Source organism: Roseobacter fucihabitans, assembly GCF_014337925.2.
Lineage (GTDB): Bacteria > Pseudomonadota > Alphaproteobacteria > Rhodobacterales > Rhodobacteraceae > Roseobacter > Roseobacter fucihabitans.
Map to the genome: position 1 here is coordinate 3,620,259 of NZ_CP143423.1, position 14,599 is coordinate 3,634,857.

20 protein-coding genes are annotated in these 14,599 nt (G+C 55.7%); 8 read left to right on the plus strand and 12 right to left on the minus strand.

Translation table 11 applies throughout. The annotated features are described in order from the left end of the window. Positions 1 to 23: 23 nt before the first annotated feature. Positions 24 to 644, minus strand: a complete 621-nt coding sequence (locus ROLI_RS17765) for a GNAT family protein (protein WP_338469201.1) — start codon at positions 642 to 644, stop codon at positions 24 to 26. Between ROLI_RS17765 and ROLI_RS17770 the strand changes: the two genes are divergently transcribed. The 4 genes from ROLI_RS17770 (at position 616) to ROLI_RS17785 (ending at position 5,016) form a co-directional block, all read left to right on the plus strand. Further along, positions 616 to 3,594: a bifunctional diguanylate cyclase/phosphodiesterase gene (locus ROLI_RS17770; protein ID WP_187428927.1), complete on the plus strand. Its 2,979-nt coding sequence runs from the start codon at positions 616 to 618 to the stop codon at positions 3,592 to 3,594. The two genes, ROLI_RS17765 and ROLI_RS17770, sit on opposite strands and share 29 nt — an antisense overlap. Before the next feature lie 32 nt (positions 3,595 to 3,626). Beyond that, positions 3,627 to 3,845 (plus strand): hypothetical protein, encoded by a 219-nt coding sequence (locus ROLI_RS17775; RefSeq protein ID WP_187428926.1) that lies wholly within the window; start codon positions 3,627 to 3,629, stop codon positions 3,843 to 3,845. A gap of 85 nt (positions 3,846 to 3,930) precedes the next feature. Further along, on the plus strand, positions 3,931 to 4,323 hold the full coding sequence (locus ROLI_RS17780; protein ID WP_187428925.1) for a hypothetical protein: 393 nt from the start codon (positions 3,931 to 3,933) through the stop codon (positions 4,321 to 4,323). Positions 4,324 to 4,638: 315 nt separating this feature from the next. Next, the gene (locus tag ROLI_RS17785; RefSeq protein ID WP_187428924.1) at positions 4,639 to 5,016 is read left to right on the plus strand and encodes a hypothetical protein; all 378 of its coding nucleotides are present in this window, start codon (positions 4,639 to 4,641) and stop codon (positions 5,014 to 5,016) included. 2 nt (positions 5,017 to 5,018) lie between these two features. Here ROLI_RS17785 and ROLI_RS17790 read toward each other — a convergent pair whose 3' ends face one another. From ROLI_RS17790 to ROLI_RS17825, 8 genes are all read right to left on the minus strand, one after another. Beyond that, a complete protein-coding gene (locus ROLI_RS17790) occupies positions 5,019 to 6,050 on the minus strand; it encodes an IS110 family transposase (protein ID WP_187428280.1) in 1,032 nt (343 codons plus the stop codon). A 155-nt stretch (positions 6,051 to 6,205) separates the two neighbouring features. Continuing rightward, the gene (tnpA, locus tag ROLI_RS17795) at positions 6,206 to 6,586 is read right to left on the minus strand and encodes an IS200/IS605 family transposase (RefSeq protein ID WP_405048974.1); all 381 of its coding nucleotides are present in this window, start codon (positions 6,584 to 6,586) and stop codon (positions 6,206 to 6,208) included. Positions 6,587 to 6,786: 200 nt separating this feature from the next. Beyond that, positions 6,787 to 7,353: a F0F1 ATP synthase subunit B gene (locus ROLI_RS17800; RefSeq protein WP_262386538.1), complete on the minus strand. Its 567-nt coding sequence runs from the start codon at positions 7,351 to 7,353 to the stop codon at positions 6,787 to 6,789. Between the two features lie 5 nt (positions 7,354 to 7,358). Then, positions 7,359 to 7,886, minus strand: a complete 528-nt coding sequence (locus tag ROLI_RS17805; RefSeq protein ID WP_187430522.1) for a F0F1 ATP synthase subunit B' — start codon at positions 7,884 to 7,886, stop codon at positions 7,359 to 7,361. An 83-nt stretch (positions 7,887 to 7,969) separates the two neighbouring features. Further along, positions 7,970 to 8,194 (minus strand): F0F1 ATP synthase subunit C, encoded by a 225-nt coding sequence (locus tag ROLI_RS17810; RefSeq protein WP_011567586.1) that lies wholly within the window; start codon positions 8,192 to 8,194, stop codon positions 7,970 to 7,972. A gap of 64 nt (positions 8,195 to 8,258) precedes the next feature. Further along, positions 8,259 to 9,011 carry a F0F1 ATP synthase subunit A gene (locus tag ROLI_RS17815; RefSeq protein ID WP_187430523.1) on the minus strand — a complete coding sequence of 251 codons (753 nt, stop codon included), beginning with the start codon at positions 9,009 to 9,011 and terminating at the stop codon, positions 8,259 to 8,261. Positions 9,012 to 9,013: 2 nt separating this feature from the next. Next, on the minus strand, positions 9,014 to 9,376 hold the full coding sequence (locus tag ROLI_RS17820; RefSeq protein WP_222869557.1) for an AtpZ/AtpI family protein: 363 nt from the start codon (positions 9,374 to 9,376) through the stop codon (positions 9,014 to 9,016). A gap of 175 nt (positions 9,377 to 9,551) precedes the next feature. After that, complete coding sequence (locus tag ROLI_RS17825) at positions 9,552 to 10,448, minus strand: LysR substrate-binding domain-containing protein (protein ID WP_187430524.1); 897 nt, start codon at positions 10,446 to 10,448, stop codon at positions 9,552 to 9,554. Between the two features lie 149 nt (positions 10,449 to 10,597). Here ROLI_RS17825 and ROLI_RS17830 point away from each other — a divergent pair, with 149 nt between their 5' ends. Together ROLI_RS17830 and ROLI_RS17835 are read left to right on the plus strand one after the other, a co-directional pair. Further along, positions 10,598 to 10,774, plus strand: coding sequence for a hypothetical protein (locus tag ROLI_RS17830; protein ID WP_187430525.1), 177 nt, complete (start codon positions 10,598 to 10,600; stop codon positions 10,772 to 10,774). 39 nt (positions 10,775 to 10,813) lie between these two features. After that, a complete protein-coding gene (locus ROLI_RS17835; RefSeq protein ID WP_187430526.1) occupies positions 10,814 to 11,146 on the plus strand; it encodes a helix-turn-helix transcriptional regulator in 333 nt (110 codons plus the stop codon). A 112-nt stretch (positions 11,147 to 11,258) separates the two neighbouring features. Here the strand turns inward: ROLI_RS17835 and ROLI_RS17840 are convergent, their stop codons facing one another. Beyond that, on the minus strand, positions 11,259 to 12,146 hold the full coding sequence (locus ROLI_RS17840; RefSeq protein WP_187430598.1) for a DMT family transporter: 888 nt from the start codon (positions 12,144 to 12,146) through the stop codon (positions 11,259 to 11,261). A gap of 26 nt (positions 12,147 to 12,172) precedes the next feature. After that, positions 12,173 to 13,051 carry a LysR family transcriptional regulator gene (locus tag ROLI_RS17845; RefSeq protein ID WP_187430527.1) on the minus strand — a complete coding sequence of 293 codons (879 nt, stop codon included), beginning with the start codon at positions 13,049 to 13,051 and terminating at the stop codon, positions 12,173 to 12,175. Positions 13,052 to 13,178: 127 nt separating this feature from the next. On the opposite strand from ROLI_RS17845, the gene ROLI_RS17850 reads away from it, so the two are divergent. Next, positions 13,179 to 13,400: a hypothetical protein gene (locus tag ROLI_RS17850; RefSeq protein WP_187430528.1), complete on the plus strand. Its 222-nt coding sequence runs from the start codon at positions 13,179 to 13,181 to the stop codon at positions 13,398 to 13,400. A 58-nt stretch (positions 13,401 to 13,458) separates the two neighbouring features. Here ROLI_RS17850 and ROLI_RS17855 read toward each other — a convergent pair whose 3' ends face one another. Next, the gene (locus tag ROLI_RS17855; RefSeq protein WP_187430529.1) at positions 13,459 to 14,007 is read right to left on the minus strand and encodes a hypothetical protein; all 549 of its coding nucleotides are present in this window, start codon (positions 14,005 to 14,007) and stop codon (positions 13,459 to 13,461) included. A 152-nt stretch (positions 14,008 to 14,159) separates the two neighbouring features. On the opposite strand from ROLI_RS17855, the gene ROLI_RS17860 reads away from it, so the two are divergent. Beyond that, positions 14,160 to 14,408 (plus strand): hypothetical protein, encoded by a 249-nt coding sequence (locus ROLI_RS17860; protein ID WP_187430530.1) that lies wholly within the window; start codon positions 14,160 to 14,162, stop codon positions 14,406 to 14,408. Positions 14,409 to 14,599: the final 191 nt, after the last annotated feature.

Below are 14,599 nucleotides of genomic sequence, written 5' to 3' on the forward strand. Positions count from 1 at the left end.
GTGTTCCAGACATCTTATCAGTGCTACTCACGGCCGTCTTTCCAACAGGTTGGGGCAAACGAAAGGTCACAGGATTGCATCACAGTATCGATGACCTGCTCCCTGTTGGCTAACCACTCCGAGCCCAAAATGCCAGCAATTACGATATCTTTTCTTTCACCTTCGACAAACCAACCCTCGCGCATGCGCCCTTCATCATGAAACCCCAGCTTTCCAAGCGCGCGCTGCGTCGCGGCATTGTCATCACGGTAAAACGTCGTGAGGCGGTGCAATCGCAACCGCTTGAAAGCCAGATCCAGGATGCAGATCGCCATGGCAGACGCCAGCCCATTTTTGCGGAACTGCTTTGCAACGAAAAATGGAATAACGCCATCACCTTGAATATAATTGATGGATTCTAATCCCGCGATCCCCAGCGGACGGCCCTGTTTGGTTTCGGCAATAAACCAAAAACCGCAAGGCGATTTCTGGTATTCAATTGTTTTCCCCCAGCTTTCACGCATCGCATCGACACTGGTCGGGACGGGCAGGGAGCGGTCAAACAGGGCAACATCCTGAAAATCCCAAAACCACTCGGAAATATTATTGATATCATCGAGCGCCAAGGGACGCCATGTGATCACTCCGGTCGCTTCAATCGACATCTCTATCCTATCAAATTCCAATGTAATTGATGCCTACCGGCCAGAGAAATGCCCCGGGGCAGGCCATGCGAGAAACTACGTCCAGAATATTAACAACTCAAAGTATGACCGTGCGTATGAGTATTGCAATGATTTTGCTGATGTCGCCAGGGCACCCTCCCCCAACCCGCGTGCTCAAGTGCGATGTATTTTTTGCCATCGCCAGCTCACGCTCATGATAAACAGCCGGAAACCTCAAATACGGGTCGTGGGCGAGGTCCCAAGCAATACCCCTTGGAAAACCCCATCTCGCATCAAAACGTATCGAACTTTATCTGATAACGAGGCATTAAGCGGCGGCAACTATCTGACAGGCAGGTTGTCGAGAGTTGCAATGCATCTGAACGCGCATACCAGTATAGTTGATTCCATCGACCGGTTGGTCGATGCATTTACGTTGCCCGCATTCGCAATGGGGTGCGATCATTACGTCTTTTCGGCCAATGCCGCTGCCAACACCCTTTTGATCGGCGACGCTGACACCTGTTTGATTGGCCACTCAGCCAGCTCATTGCTTGCGCCTGGCCAGTCTTTTGACGATTTCGAAATTGATCACGGCGCGACGCCCAGGCAGGATGCACAAACAGTCGATCTTTTATGCGGGCAATCCGGGTTGGGTGTCTTTTCAGTCTCCGGTCTAAAAGATGAAAGCGGGGTGCTTTTTGGCTATTTTTGTCAGGCGATGCCCTCTCAGATTACATCCGGTGACCCTCGTAACAGGCCTTCATCCCCGCTTCAAAAGGAAAAAGAAGGCGAATTTGCGCGCCCAGGTGCAACCGGTGGCCGTGTGGAACAAGCCCCCGTGGATGAAGATGATACCCGATGGAAAACTGCCGTTTTAAGCGCAAACCATGCTGTTTGGGACCATGATTTTGAAAAAGACCAGCATTACGTCTCAGAAACCTGGCGAGCATTGCGCGGGCTTGCCCCGGATGATCCAATCCCGACCTCTAGCGAAGCGTGGTTGGAGACAATCCACCCCCAGGACCTGGATCATATCAAAACTCAGCTAGGGCGTTTGGACGCTCGAGAGACAGATATCGTCGACTACAAGTTTCGTCAGAAACACGTAAAGGGTCATTGGGTCTGGTTTTTGAGTTGCGGGCGCGTTGTGCGCCGTGACGCGCAGGGGCTGCCCGCGCGTATCATTGGGACCGATACGGATATCACCGACATCAAAACAGTCGAGTTGGAAAGACATCGCATGGCTGATCGGCTCGATACCGCGATGGAAGCCGCCGGGATGGGGCGATGGGAGTTTGACATCGGTGCAAATTATGCCTTTTGGGACGATCGGATGCTCGAGCTTTTTGAAATCACGGATGGCATAAACATCAGGAGTTCAACGGAGTGGGGGCAATACATCCATCCCGGAGATCGTGACAAAACTCTGACATTGGCAGCAGAATGTCTCAAAAGCGGCGAGGATATTGCGTGTGATTATCGTCACCTGCGCAAGGATGGAACCGTCCGACACATTCGCACACGCGGAAAATACGTTGAGGATGAAATGCACGGCCCCCGATATTACGGTGTTAATTTCGACGTCACGCATGATTATGCCCGCGCTGAAGAGCTGGAAGTAGCGCGGGCGCGTCTGGAATACGAAAGCCGCCATGATGCACTGACTGGCTTGGCCAATAGGCGTTATCTTGACGATGTCTTCACAAAAAACGCGGACCACTCAGAAGGCTCAATGCAAAAGCGCGCAATTTTGCACTTTGATATCGATCACTTCAAGCAGATCAATGACACGCTTGGCCATGACGCGGGCGATGCCACCTTAAGACACGCCGCGGGGGTCTTGAAAGCGAATGTACCCGAAGAGGCCCTGGTCGCTCGTGTTGGCGGCGATGAATTCGTCGCTCTCCTCTTTTGCCCTCCTGACATTTGCCAGTTGGAACAAATCGCAAGGAATATTATCAGGGCAATGTCCCGGCCCTTCTATTATGGTTCCCAACAATGCAACACCGGAACGAGCATCGGCATTGCCGTCGCGCAGGGAAGTGATGCGCTGAACAACGACCTGTTCATTAACGCAGATCTCGCGCTTTATGCCGCCAAGAAAGCAGGGCGCGGCCGTTTTCGATTTTTTACGCAGGAAATGAAGACAGAAGCACGCCGGCGCAAAAATTCATTCGACGCGCTCCTTGCCGGGTTCGATAACGGTGAGATTACCTGCCATTACCAGCCACAATTTGACGCAAACACCCTCGAACTGACCGGCCTTGAGGCCTTGGTGAGGTGGGAAAGCAGGGCTTATGGGCTTTTGATGCCCGATGAATTTCTTTCCACCGCTGAAGACATGGGTTTGGTTGCACATTTTGACGAATTGGTTTTGCGCAAGACACTGAATGATCTGTACAAATGGGAAGCAGAGGGTTTGGAAATACCCAGGGTTTCCGTCAATGTCTCCTCACATCGCCTGAACGATCCCACGTTGATCGAACGGCTGAAACCGCTGAACCTCCCCAGGGGTAAACTATCCTTCGAATTGCTTGAATCGGCATTTCTTGACTCGAAAAACGAGATCATCGAGCAAAACCTCATACAGATTGAGAAAATGGGTATCGATATCGAGATTGACGATTTTGGCAGCGGACATGCCTCTATTGTCAGCTTGCTCCACATTGCACCCAAGCGGTTGAAAATTGATAGATCTCTGATTGAGCCGATCGTCGTATCGCAGCGTCAACGCGATTTGATCAAAACGATCATCGGGATTGGTAAGATGCTCGAGGTAAAGGTTGTGGCGGAAGGCGTGGAAACACTCGATCATGTACGCGTTTTGCAGGAAATCGGTTGCTGCTATTTGCAAGGTTACGGTCTCGCCCGCCCGATGGACGCCAAGGGAATTGGAAATTTTATACGCGAGATGAATACCAATGAGGGACGCCTGGCAACGGGTTAGAATGTCTTGATGCAAGCCCGGCATCACCCCTGATGGAGATGCCTGAAATCCAGCCAGATGCCGAAATTGCCGCTCCAGCAAGCCAAGCACCCCAGAATATTCCATCGCTCTGGGTGTTTTCGAACAATCAGACGTTTTTATCTCCGCAAAAGACAGCATCAGCCGGGCTGAGGTCGGGCAAGCACGAACGGCAATTACCGTATGCGACGTCGGAAAATTTGCCGATCACAGGATTTGTGTCTAAATTCTGATGGGCACCAACCGCTCCGAAACGCCCGCACCGGGATTTAAGCCGCAACTGCAAAACCGAACCTTCGGCACCTTATGACCACTGTCATGATCGCGATGATCGAGATGATCGAGATGATCGCATCAGAGTCGTTGAGATGGCGTGAAATACAACAAAGCCCAGCTACACATGCCATTTCTGTTCAAATCAATAAAATGACAGGCAACAATCTCGCGCTGTATGAGCCGGCGCTTACGTTCAGACCCGTGCTTGCTAAGAACAACGCAATTGCGGTGCTTGCTGCACCTCTGGACGGCACACTCCACAAACATGCGGTGTTTTTACCCCGTAGTGCGATTGTCGATAACGCGGGCAAACTGCCCGCAAATGTCGAATTGCTGAACATCAGTGCATCCGATAGGGTTTGGACGAAACCGGTTGCCTTGGGTCCCACTTTACCTTCAAAGAATGGCTCGCAGAGAAGATTGGCAGTGAAATGAGTGTCGGCTCTTTGGCGCGACAAAAAGCCGACTGTAGGGGCAATCCCGGCCTTATGTATCAAACGCACCAACAATCTAACTTATAAAAAGGGGTGTGAATCCATAATGCCTCCATGCAAAAGGCAATCTTCGGACCGATCGAGAAGCGCTGCGAAATCGCAGGCCAACACAAGGTCGCTGTGAAGGCTGCGGACTCCCTGAAGGCCGATCTGGACCCGATAGACCGCGCGCTGGCGTTATGCATGCGGCTATGAGAACGACCCCAAGGGCATTGCGCCGCGTGGCAAGTACGAGCAGCTATTCGGGCGCAATGAGTTGAAGCTGACAATCATCAACCCGCTACGGGTTGCCCCTGTGGATGATGAAACGATTGCGGCGAAGGGCTGGGGCGATGATACCCATGCCGATGTGCTAAAGCGTGTGCGTCACGCCCTGCAAAGGGCGCAGAAGGACGGGCATATTGTGCAGGACTTCGGGCCGGATGGGTGTTTGTGGCCTTTGAGTGCGGCACTTCAGCAGCCGCTGGCCGGTATGGTGATCTGCGGATCAGGTCCAAATCTGACGTACGAGCTTTGCTGCTCAGCCGGTAGTCTTGGTTTTCCTAATCCAGGTCTATTCGATCAATTTGCCCATTCAGGTCATCGACTTCTCACACCTCCTTCACCGACGTCAGATTGCTGTGCGCAGAGCTAGCGTCATACTGCTGCTGCCGCCTGCGTCGGATCTCTGTAATCTTCATTATGCGTCATCATGGCCCAGATCGCGCGCGCCATTTTGTTTGCCAATGCGATTGCCACCAGCATCCGAGGCTTTCTCTCTAACATTCGCGCCAGCCACGAGCCTGGCCGGATCGACTTGCGTCCAAGCCAGTTGAGCCGCATCATTGCTCCAATGATCAAAAGCCGGCGAATGTCAGCCTGCCCTGCTTTTGAGATCCGCCCAAGCCGGGCCTTGCCGCCTGAGGAATGTTGACGGGGCACCAAACCAAGCCAGGCGGCAAAATCCCGCCCACATTTAAAACTGCTCATCGGCGGAGCAAAAGCTTCAATAGCTAACGCCGTTAGAGGTCCAACGCCTGGCATCGTCTGTAATTGCCGGGTTAAATCCGCATTCTTTGACAGGACCTTGGCTTTCTTCGTTTTGGCTTCAATTCGGGCTGTCTTCTCGGCGATCTGTAAAATGAGATCTCGGCACGCTTCAAGGGCCAGTTCAGGTAGCTCTCCGTTCGATCCCTCAAGGGTGGCCTCGATACGCTTGAGGTTCGCAATGCCTAGCGGAAAAACATGGCCATATTCATACATCACCGCCCGAAGAGCATTCACCAATTCTGTCCGATGGCGAACAAGGCGTTCTCTGGCTCGGAACAATACCGCCCGGGCCTGCTGCTCTTGTGTTTTAGGCTCGACAAAGCGCATCTCAGGGCGCTGTGCTGCAATCACAATGGCTTCTGCGTCCGCCGCATCATTCTTCTGCCGCTTTACGAAGGGCTTTACATACTGAGGAGCAATTAACTTTACCCTATGTCCAAATTTTACCATCTGACGAGCCCAGTAGTGAGCACCACCACAGGATTCCAGAACCACTACACAAGGTGGGTGATCTGCCATAAATTTATGAAACTGCGGTCGCGAGAGCTTCTTTCGAAACTTGACCTCCCCAGTCATAGATGCTCCGTGAACTTGGAGCACATTCTTTGCTAAATCCACCCCGATCATAGTATCTTTCATCCTGCCGCCCTTTCCGTATTGTGAGTTTCAACACCACATATTGGCACATTGCGATGCCGTCTGGGGAGGGCGGCAACCATCCCGTCTGGCGTCGGTAGGATTGGTGATATGCTGTTCCAGATACTGAAGTACGATGTCTTTGGTCCCTCTCGGGATCATGCTGCGCATGACCCTGTCGGGCAATGGATGGCACCGTTGGTGGTTGAAAAGTACCCACGGCCCCAAAAGTGCCTGCCCCAATAGCGTTTTTTGAGATGGGGGAACCCTTGCTGTATTTTGTGGGACGACCTGCCCTTCATCAGCCGTACCAGATCACTGATTGCCAGTTTCGGTGGGACCGACACGAACATATGAACGTGATCGCTCGACAAAACGCCCTTGATGATCTCGACGCCGCTCTGCGCACAAACCTGGCGGAAGATATCACGGACCCGCAAGCGCAACAGGCCGCACAGTACCTTGAACCGGTATTTCGTCGACCAGACCAGGTGATATCTGTGATAGTAAACGCAATGTTTGCCGGTCGAGTATTGCATGTTCTTATCCTCCCCGGAAATGAGCCTTAAGACCTGCGACGGCTCATTTCTGGGGAGGATAAGATCATAAGACGATTCTTCGTGCTAAAGCACTCCCGTCTGGAAGACGGGGGGTTTAGACCAATAAGTGGATACTAAAAACGAAAAACTCCGACCTGAGAACGGAGTTCCGTAGGGTGGGCTTTCAGGCCACCTTTGCCTCAGTGCAATTTGGCGTCAACTTCCATGATCGCATTGTCGATCAAACTATTGCCCTGCGCCGCAGTCATCTGTTGGGCGATAACTTCGCGGGCTACGGCAATGGCGACGCTCACGGATTGATCGCGCACTTCCTTAAGGGCGGCACCCTGTGCCGTAGCGATCTGCTCGACCGCCGCGGCCATACGACGTTCCAGCGATACTTCAAGATCGGCGCGTGCCTGCTCTGCGGCAACACCCGCTTCTTCCTTTGCGGCAGCCACGATGCGATCGGCCTGCTCCTGCACTTCGCGCTGCTTGCGCTCGTAACTGGCCAGCAAGGTCTGCGCCTCATCGCGCAGCGCACGGGCTTCATCCAATTCGGATTTAATCCCCTCGGCGCGTTTATCGAGCATCCCCAGAAGCAAACCGGGTACCTTGAAATAAATCAAAATCCCAATGAATACCGCAAGACCCAGAAAAACCACAAAATCGGTATTGCTCAACGAAATACCCTTACCCGCAGCCCAAGCCGGACTTGCCGCTGTAAGGCTCGCAGCGCTGGTGATCAACATTGTTTGAAAACGCATCTGGCTTATCCTTTCAACCGTGTTTCAACGGCGGATGAAATCGCCTTTGCATCGGCCTTACCACCCATCGCAGAGATGATTTCCTGCGCGGTATCGGTGGCGACTTCTTTCACTGCGTCCAAAGCGCCAGCGCGTATTTCCGCGATGGCCTTCTCGGACTCGGCGGCCTTGGCCGAAATCTCGGCATCTGCTTTGGCGATGGCCACATCCAGATCCGCCTGAATTTCCGCTTTGGCTTCACCAACAATCCGGTGCGCCTCTGCGCGGGCATCCACCAACGCCTTATCATAGGCGGCTTCGGCTTCCTGCGCCTTGACCTTGAGATCTTCGGCAGCGGCCACGTCGTTTGTTATCGTACCCTGGCGTTCCGCCAGAACAGCCGCAATCCGGGGCAGAGCCACGCGCGACAAAATCATATAGATCACGACCAGCGTGATCACCAACCAGAAGATCTGGTTTGCCCAGGTAGAGAAATCGAGCTGTGGCATGCCCCCGGAGGCAGCAGCATCAGCGCTATGTGTTTCGGTAGCCATGTCGTTCTCCTGCGCGTCGGGCCGTTACATCGGGCAGCGCACGAATGCACCGCCCGACCGTAAGGATCATCGTTGTCTAAGTCTTAAACAGCGAACATCAAAAGCAGAGCGACGAGGAATGCGAAGATCCCAAGGGCTTCCGCGAAAGCGATACCGATGAAGAGTGTTGCTGTTTGGCTTGCAGCGGCAGAGGGGTTGCGCAATGCGCCTGCCAGATAGTTTCCTGCAACGTTACCAACACCGATGGCTGCTGCCCCGGAACCGATTGCTGCCAGACCTGCGCCGATATGTGCGAGTTCGCCTTCCATGTGAAATCTCCTTACGATTGGAAGTTTAGATAGGTAGATAGGTGGCCTGAAAGCCCACCCTACGTTAGTGATGCGGATGCAATGCGTCCTTGAGGTATACGCATGTCAAAATGGTGAAAACATAGGCCTGTATGAAGGACACCAGGACCTCCAGACCATACATTGCGGTGATACCCAGCACGGCAACGGGACTGACCAATGTGAGCGCGGCGAAGCCTGCGAAAACCTTGATCACCGCGTGACCGGCCATGACGTTGCCCGCCAGACGAATGGAATGGCTGACCGGACGCACGAAATAGGAGATCAATTCGATAATCGCCAGGATCGGGCGCAGGGCAAGCGGTGCGGAAGACACCCAGAACAAGCCCAAAAACGCCGTACCGTTCTTGACAAACCCAAGCACAGTGACGGTCAGGAAGACGGCCATGGCCATGACGACGGTCACAGCGAAATGCGATGTCGGTGTGAAGGCCGTGGGGATCAGGCCGAGGAAGTTGGCACAGACAATGAACATGAAAAGCGTCATGATGTAGGGAAAATACTTCAACCCTTCCTTGCCGCAGATGTCTTCGACCATCTTGTAGATGAAACCATAGGCCAGTTCGGCAACCGACTGGCTGCGCGAGGGCACGACGCCACGTTTGGAACTGCCCACGACCATCAAAAGGATCACGGCGATGATGGCAAATCCCATCCAGAGCGCTGCATTCGTTGGCGTGTACCATGCAATGGCACCATCCCCGAACAGCGGCTCAATCAGAAACTGATCCATTGGCTTGAAAACCAGACCGCCTTCTTCGCTTGCATCTGTCGCCATTCTCAGGGCTCCCCGTCTTTCGTTTCGGCCTCTTGGGCCACTTTCTTTTCCTGCATCTCCTGTGCGGAGCGGAGCATCGTTTTCACCCCAGCCGCCAGGCCCAGCATCGTGAACAGCACCAGAAAAATTGGGATCGTCCCAAAGAGCCAGTCCAGCCCATATCCGATGCCGAAACCGATCCCAAGACCGGCCACAAGTTCGATCACCATTCGCCAGGCATGTTGCGCCTGAGAGTAGTGCTCATCCGACCGGGGCTTTGGTGCCTGCGCCTGTTTTGCCGCTGCGATCCTCGCCTCAAGCTGCTCCATGCGCTGCTTTGGGTCATCACCGGTCACGTCAAAACACCCCTTTGGATGGTTGAGCATGTGCTATTGCGCGATGAGCCCTGAGTCAACAGGCTCCGGCATGATGAGTTTTCCTGTTCAAATAACTGTTTTAATGAGATTAAATTTCCAGACCTGTGGCGCAACGACAGAGTAGGACCGCACGAAACGAGGCCAAAACGCGCCGGGGTCATATTCAACCATTTGGTTGACCTTTTCAAACCGGCTGTCCACGCAAACCTTTGCTGCGCGCCAGCAGCCACTCCTTGAACAAGCGCACCGGCTTGCGGCGCAACACACCTTCGCCGAGCACCAGATAATACCCCCCCTCCCGGAAGCCCACATCCGAGAGCCGCGCAAGACGCCCCGCCGCGACATCATGCGCCGTCACATCCGCCGAAGTCAGCAAGACGCCATGCCCCGCCAACGCCGCTTCAAATGCCAGCGGCGAGCGCATGCGCCACCCTGCACCGGGCACGCGGGTGGGATCAACGGGGTGGCCCGCGAGATCAAACCAATACCCCCAGGTCCCACTGGTGCGGTCCCGCAGCAACGGATATTCCAAAAGGCCAGTGGGCGATGCCAGCGGCAAATCCACCAATCCGGGTGCCGCATAGGGATAAAGCGGCGCGTCACTGATCAGGATCGCATCCGGATTTGATCCTGCGACCGACAGGAACCGGATCGCCATATCGGCCTCATAACGCTCGATATCCGCCAGACCGCGCGAGGCTTCCAGACGGACATCTATCTGCGGATGCGCGCGCTGGAATTCCACCAGCCGAGGGATCACCCATTTGGTGGCAAAAAGCGGCTCGCTGTTGACATTGATCACCCCTTCGGCGCGTTCAACCAGCCGCCCCGTCGCCTCGCTTATGGCATCCAGCGCCGGGGTTATTTCCGCCAGGTAAGCGGCTCCCTCGCGGCTCAACACCACCCCGCGCGCCTGATCGCGGAACAATTGGCGGTTGAGGCGGTCTTCCAAACCACGAATGTGGCGGCTGATCGAGGAATGGCTGACGCCGAGTTCCTCTGCGGCGCGCGAAAAGCTCTGATGCCGCCCCGCTGCCTCAAAGGCGCGCAGGGCATTGAGGGGAGGCAATGTACGGCTCATGTCCGATTAGTGCCTTTTCTGCACATATGACGTCAAGCAATTGATTTTGAAATCTGAGGGATCCTGCGGCATCGTCCTGACAAAGCTTATCAGGACTAACCCTTATGACCGATATAACGCGTTCGCGCGCAAGATTGGGATGTGCCGTTATGATACATAATTTGACCGTGAAACGCGTTTTGAAATGGTTCCGGCGCGGACCCAAAGGGCTGCATGTCCGTCGCCTCGATGATCATCTGGCGCGTGACATCGGCCTTTCGCCAGCTGAGCGCGCGCGCCATCAATTGACCCTGCCTTCCCAGACCCAACACCATCCGCGCGGATGACGCGCTTCCCCTGACGTACGGGCGGGGCTATGACAGGGCATGACACGTGACCTTGATCAAGCCTTTGCAGCCCTCGCCGATCCAACCCGGCGCGCCATTCTGACAATGTTGTTGGAAGACGATATGGCCGTGACAGATGTGGCCGAGCCGTTCGAGATGTCACTGGCCGCAATCTCGAAACACTTAGGGGTGCTCACCGCCGCCGGTCTGATTTCTCAGGAAAAGCGCGGGCGGGTAAAATGGTGCAAGCTGGAGCCGGACGCGTTGCGCGCAGCCTCCGTCTGGATGCAGGGGTTCGGGCAGTTCGAACCGGTCCATCTGGAGGCTTTCGAGCGGTTTCTCGCGTCCGAACTCCCAGAAGAAAGCGCCTGAAAAGGCACCCTGAAACTCAGGTGGCCAGATTGATCACCGCCATCACAACGACCACCAGACCGACAAGATAAATAATACTACGCATTTTCTTTCCCTCTCTTTGTGTGGGGGGTTAACGCGCGGTCTGGGATTTTGGTTCCGCTGCATGCGTGCCGTCATCGCGCAGCAACAGCAAAAGCGCCAGGATCGTCAGCGCGACACCCCCCAGGATCACCGGCCCCGGCGCGCCCTTGCCCAGAGCCATTTGCCACAGGATCACCCAGCTCGGCGTGAGGTAGGTATAGGCCATGACCTTGGCGCTTGGCAGGCGCAGCGTGGCGAGTTGCAGTAAAACGAAAGTCGTGGAGGACGCAAAGAACGCGATATAAATCAGCGTGATCCAGACGATTGCGGGCAAGGCCCCCCAATCCGTCGCCAGGATGTCGCGCCAGGCATAAAGCACCAGCAAAACCGCCCCCGCGACCAGAACGCCAAAGGTGAAGACCACCGCCGGTTCGCCGCGGTTCAGCTTGCGCGCCAGGGGTGTGTAGAGCGCATGGGCCGCGCAGCCGATGAAATAGATCATCTCCCCGCGCCCAACTTCAAAAGCGCGCAGCGCGGCGAAATCCGCGCGAAAGATCACCCATAGAGCGCCCGCCCCGCCGACCGTTAACGCCAGCCCCATGCGCGGCGTGGTGACCTGCGCCAGCAGCAGCCAGCCAAAACCCGCCGCCATGACCGGGGTCAGCGTGAACACCGCCGCAGCACTCACGGGAGGCGCGGTTTTCAGCCCTTCGAACATGAGCACGAAATAGAACGAGAAAATTCCGCCGAGCACGATATACCGCCACGGCGCGGCAAAAGCTGTGCGCGACAGGCCGGTGGTGGCCAGTGCGACCGCCCCGATGACCGACGCCGCCAGAACGAAGCGCACCGCGTTGAGCACAGCCGGGTCGATCTCATTGGCGACCTGCGCACCCAAAGCAAATGACCCCGCCACCAGCGCCGAAAATGCCAGCATCGCCAGATGGCCCTGCGCACCGGGGGTCAAACCGCCCAATCTTTCGTCTCTTCCTTGAGAAAGGTCAGGAAGGCCTGCACCTTGGTAGTGCGGTGCAGGTCGACATGGGTGACCAACCAGAGCGGGGCGAACCATTCTTCCTGCCGCTCAAAGACCTCGACCAACTCGGGGTTCTTGCGCGCCTCGATGAGGGGCAGAAAGCCAATGCCCGCGCCGGACTTTACGGCCTCCTCCAACGCCTGGGTCTCCGTGGAGCGAAACGTCAGCGAGGCCGCCGGGATATGCGCGCGCAGCCAGCGGTTGAAGGGCGCGCGGCTGTTGTCATTGTCATGTCCGACAAATCGGTGGCCCTTGAAATCCGCCAAAACCTTTGGCGTGCCATTGGCTTTGAGGTAGGTTTTCGTGGCGAATAACCCGACCTGCTGCTGATGAAACCCCTGCACCACATTGTCCGGTTGATCCGGCACCGAACCTGCGCGGATCGCGATATGCGCCTCGCCGTATTCCAGCCGGAACAGCCGGTCCCCGGTGAGATAGCGCACGATCACATCCGGGTAACGCGTCTGGAACTGCGCCAGAAGCGGCACCATCCGGGGCGCGAGGCTGATGAGGGAGGTCACGACCAATTCACCCGACACCTCATCGCCCAGACCCTTGATGCGCCCGGCCAACTGGCTGAACTGATCATCCGTGGCCTGGGCGACGCGCAACAGATCCTGACCCGCTTCGGTCGCCGTATATCCGCGCGCGTGACGCTGGAACAGCTTGACACCCAGCCGTTTTTCCAGCGCGTCGATGTGACGGATCACCGTGGCATGATGGACCCCGAGAACATCCGCTGCACCGCTGACCGTGCCCATGCGCGCGACCTGAAAGGCGGTTCTGATTTCGTCCCAATTATCCATGTGACGTATTGGCCCTTGGTTGATGTGCACTGTTGCACAGTTCTTGATCCATATTACCAATTACGTTCGGTGATGCAAGATCAGCAATGGATCAATCTGAGCGCGCAGACAAGTGTGACGTTCCGCTATGGCACAAACCGACCCGTTGGGTTGCTCTGGGGGAAACGCACGGCGGTCGCAATGGCCAGGCTCGGGTTCCCACACCGATTGCACCTTCGGGCACCTGCGCCCAATCCTTGGCCTCATCAGTCTGTCGGACGTTGAAATCATAGCTGCGGATCAGGTGAAACTCGATCCGGATGCCGCGATGGCCAAGACCGCGGCCGGTATCGCCTTGCTCGCCGCATAAAGGAGCACGGCAGTTCAGGGCGACGGTCCAACCGGTCGCCCCGTCTTGAGTGTTTTGCTCATGATCTGCGCATTAACATCTCTGCGGCCTGCTCGACGCTCACGCCTTTGGTATCCGCATAGGTGTCGCAGGCAACCTCCCAAAGGTGAGGCGCTTGTGCGCGAAAACGCGCCGGGTCCTCAGCACCGGTGACATGATCCAGCGCCTTGAACCTGAGCAGTCTAAGCCGCACCGCGAATGCGTTCTTTTCTTCCGGCATCTGGGCATTGAGGTTGGCACCCAAAAGCACTTCCAGGTTCGCACGTTCATTCTCCAGATCTCTCAGCATCGTATTTCCGATCAAAGCAAGCTTGATAGGATTGCCGAGCAACCAAGCCTCCGCCATGGCGAAATGCACCCGATCACAGCGATAGAACCAATCCGGATAGGGTGATTTACCTTTCAACAGCGCCTGTGCCGCCCAAAGTTGGCCTCGACGGGGCAGATCGGCACCCCGCGCGGCCGCCCCAACAAATAAATCCCGCGCTTCGCCTCTTTTTATATGGATCATATAGAGCAGCGGGGCTGCTTCATTCACATTGATACTGTCCACTTGCGTGTAATTCATAACTGTCTCCTCAGACGATACTCAACACCCAAACGCATTGCGTTATGCAGTGCGTTCTGTGTTGCTGTTGATATGGGGGCGGCCTTTACAAGTGCAATACGTTTTGATATGCAAATCGCAATACGAATAGCGGCTATGCACAGGAGACAACGATGGCCTTACCAAACCTGACGCTGAGAACAGCGACCCAACATCACGATCTGATGCGCCGGGTGAACATGCGCCTGCGCGATGATCCCGGCTTCGTGCAGGTCCTTGGCAATCTGGTGGGGGATAAATCGCGCACCTCCTATATGCCGAGCGAGGAGATTGAGGCGCGCTTTCGCCACCTCGAAGAGCACGTCAAGGCGCTGGAGGAGCGCGTCTTCAAACGGCTTGACTCCGGACAACCCGACGCTTAAACGCGCTCGTAACTCCGGAAGCTATGAACTTCCGGTCCCTTGGGGTTTGTCCGGGGATCGACCTCCGTCAGCGCGTTGCGCCCACGGGGGCAAAACCATTTGGTTTTGCTCTCTGCCACGCCAGAACGACGGGCATTTGCGCATTGACCGCGGGCTCCCTACATCAGGGACATCCCGCAACCGAATTGAAA

Bases quoted from the DNA above. Each gene is read 5' to 3' on its own strand.
- ROLI_RS17765 (WP_338469201.1), bottom strand. From the start codon at position 644: ATGTCGATTGAAGCGACCGGAGTGATCACATGGCGTCCCTTGGCGCTC.
- ROLI_RS17775 (WP_187428926.1), top strand. From the start codon at position 3,627: ATGGAGATGCCTGAAATCCAGCCAGATGCCGAAATTGCCGCTCCAGCA.
- ROLI_RS17780 (WP_187428925.1), top strand. From the start codon at position 3,931: ATGATCGCGATGATCGAGATGATCGAGATGATCGCATCAGAGTCGTTG.
- ROLI_RS17790 (WP_187428280.1), bottom strand. From the start codon at position 6,050: ATGAAAGATACTATGATCGGGGTGGATTTAGCAAAGAATGTGCTCCAA.
- tnpA (WP_405048974.1), bottom strand. From the start codon at position 6,586: ATGCAATACTCGACCGGCAAACATTGCGTTTACTATCACAGATATCAC.
- ROLI_RS17800 (WP_262386538.1), bottom strand. From the start codon at position 7,353: ATGCGTTTTCAAACAATGTTGATCACCAGCGCTGCGAGCCTTACAGCG.
- ROLI_RS17805 (WP_187430522.1), bottom strand. From the start codon at position 7,886: ATGGCTACCGAAACACATAGCGCTGATGCTGCTGCCTCCGGGGGCATG.
- ROLI_RS17810 (WP_011567586.1), bottom strand. From the start codon at position 8,194: ATGGAAGGCGAACTCGCACATATCGGCGCAGGTCTGGCAGCAATCGGT.
- ROLI_RS17815 (WP_187430523.1), bottom strand. From the start codon at position 9,011: ATGGCGACAGATGCAAGCGAAGAAGGCGGTCTGGTTTTCAAGCCAATG.
- ROLI_RS17820 (WP_222869557.1), bottom strand. From the start codon at position 9,376: ATGCTCAACCATCCAAAGGGGTGTTTTGACGTGACCGGTGATGACCCA.
- ROLI_RS17825 (WP_187430524.1), bottom strand. From the start codon at position 10,448: ATGAGCCGTACATTGCCTCCCCTCAATGCCCTGCGCGCCTTTGAGGCA.
- ROLI_RS17830 (WP_187430525.1), top strand. From the start codon at position 10,598: ATGATACATAATTTGACCGTGAAACGCGTTTTGAAATGGTTCCGGCGC.
- ROLI_RS17835 (WP_187430526.1), top strand. From the start codon at position 10,814: ATGACACGTGACCTTGATCAAGCCTTTGCAGCCCTCGCCGATCCAACC.
- ROLI_RS17840 (WP_187430598.1), bottom strand. From the start codon at position 12,146: ATGCTGGCATTTTCGGCGCTGGTGGCGGGGTCATTTGCTTTGGGTGCG.
- ROLI_RS17845 (WP_187430527.1), bottom strand. From the start codon at position 13,051: ATGGATAATTGGGACGAAATCAGAACCGCCTTTCAGGTCGCGCGCATG.
- ROLI_RS17850 (WP_187430528.1), top strand. From the start codon at position 13,179: ATGGCACAAACCGACCCGTTGGGTTGCTCTGGGGGAAACGCACGGCGG.
- ROLI_RS17855 (WP_187430529.1), bottom strand. From the start codon at position 14,007: ATGAATTACACGCAAGTGGACAGTATCAATGTGAATGAAGCAGCCCCG.
- ROLI_RS17860 (WP_187430530.1), top strand. From the start codon at position 14,160: ATGGCCTTACCAAACCTGACGCTGAGAACAGCGACCCAACATCACGAT.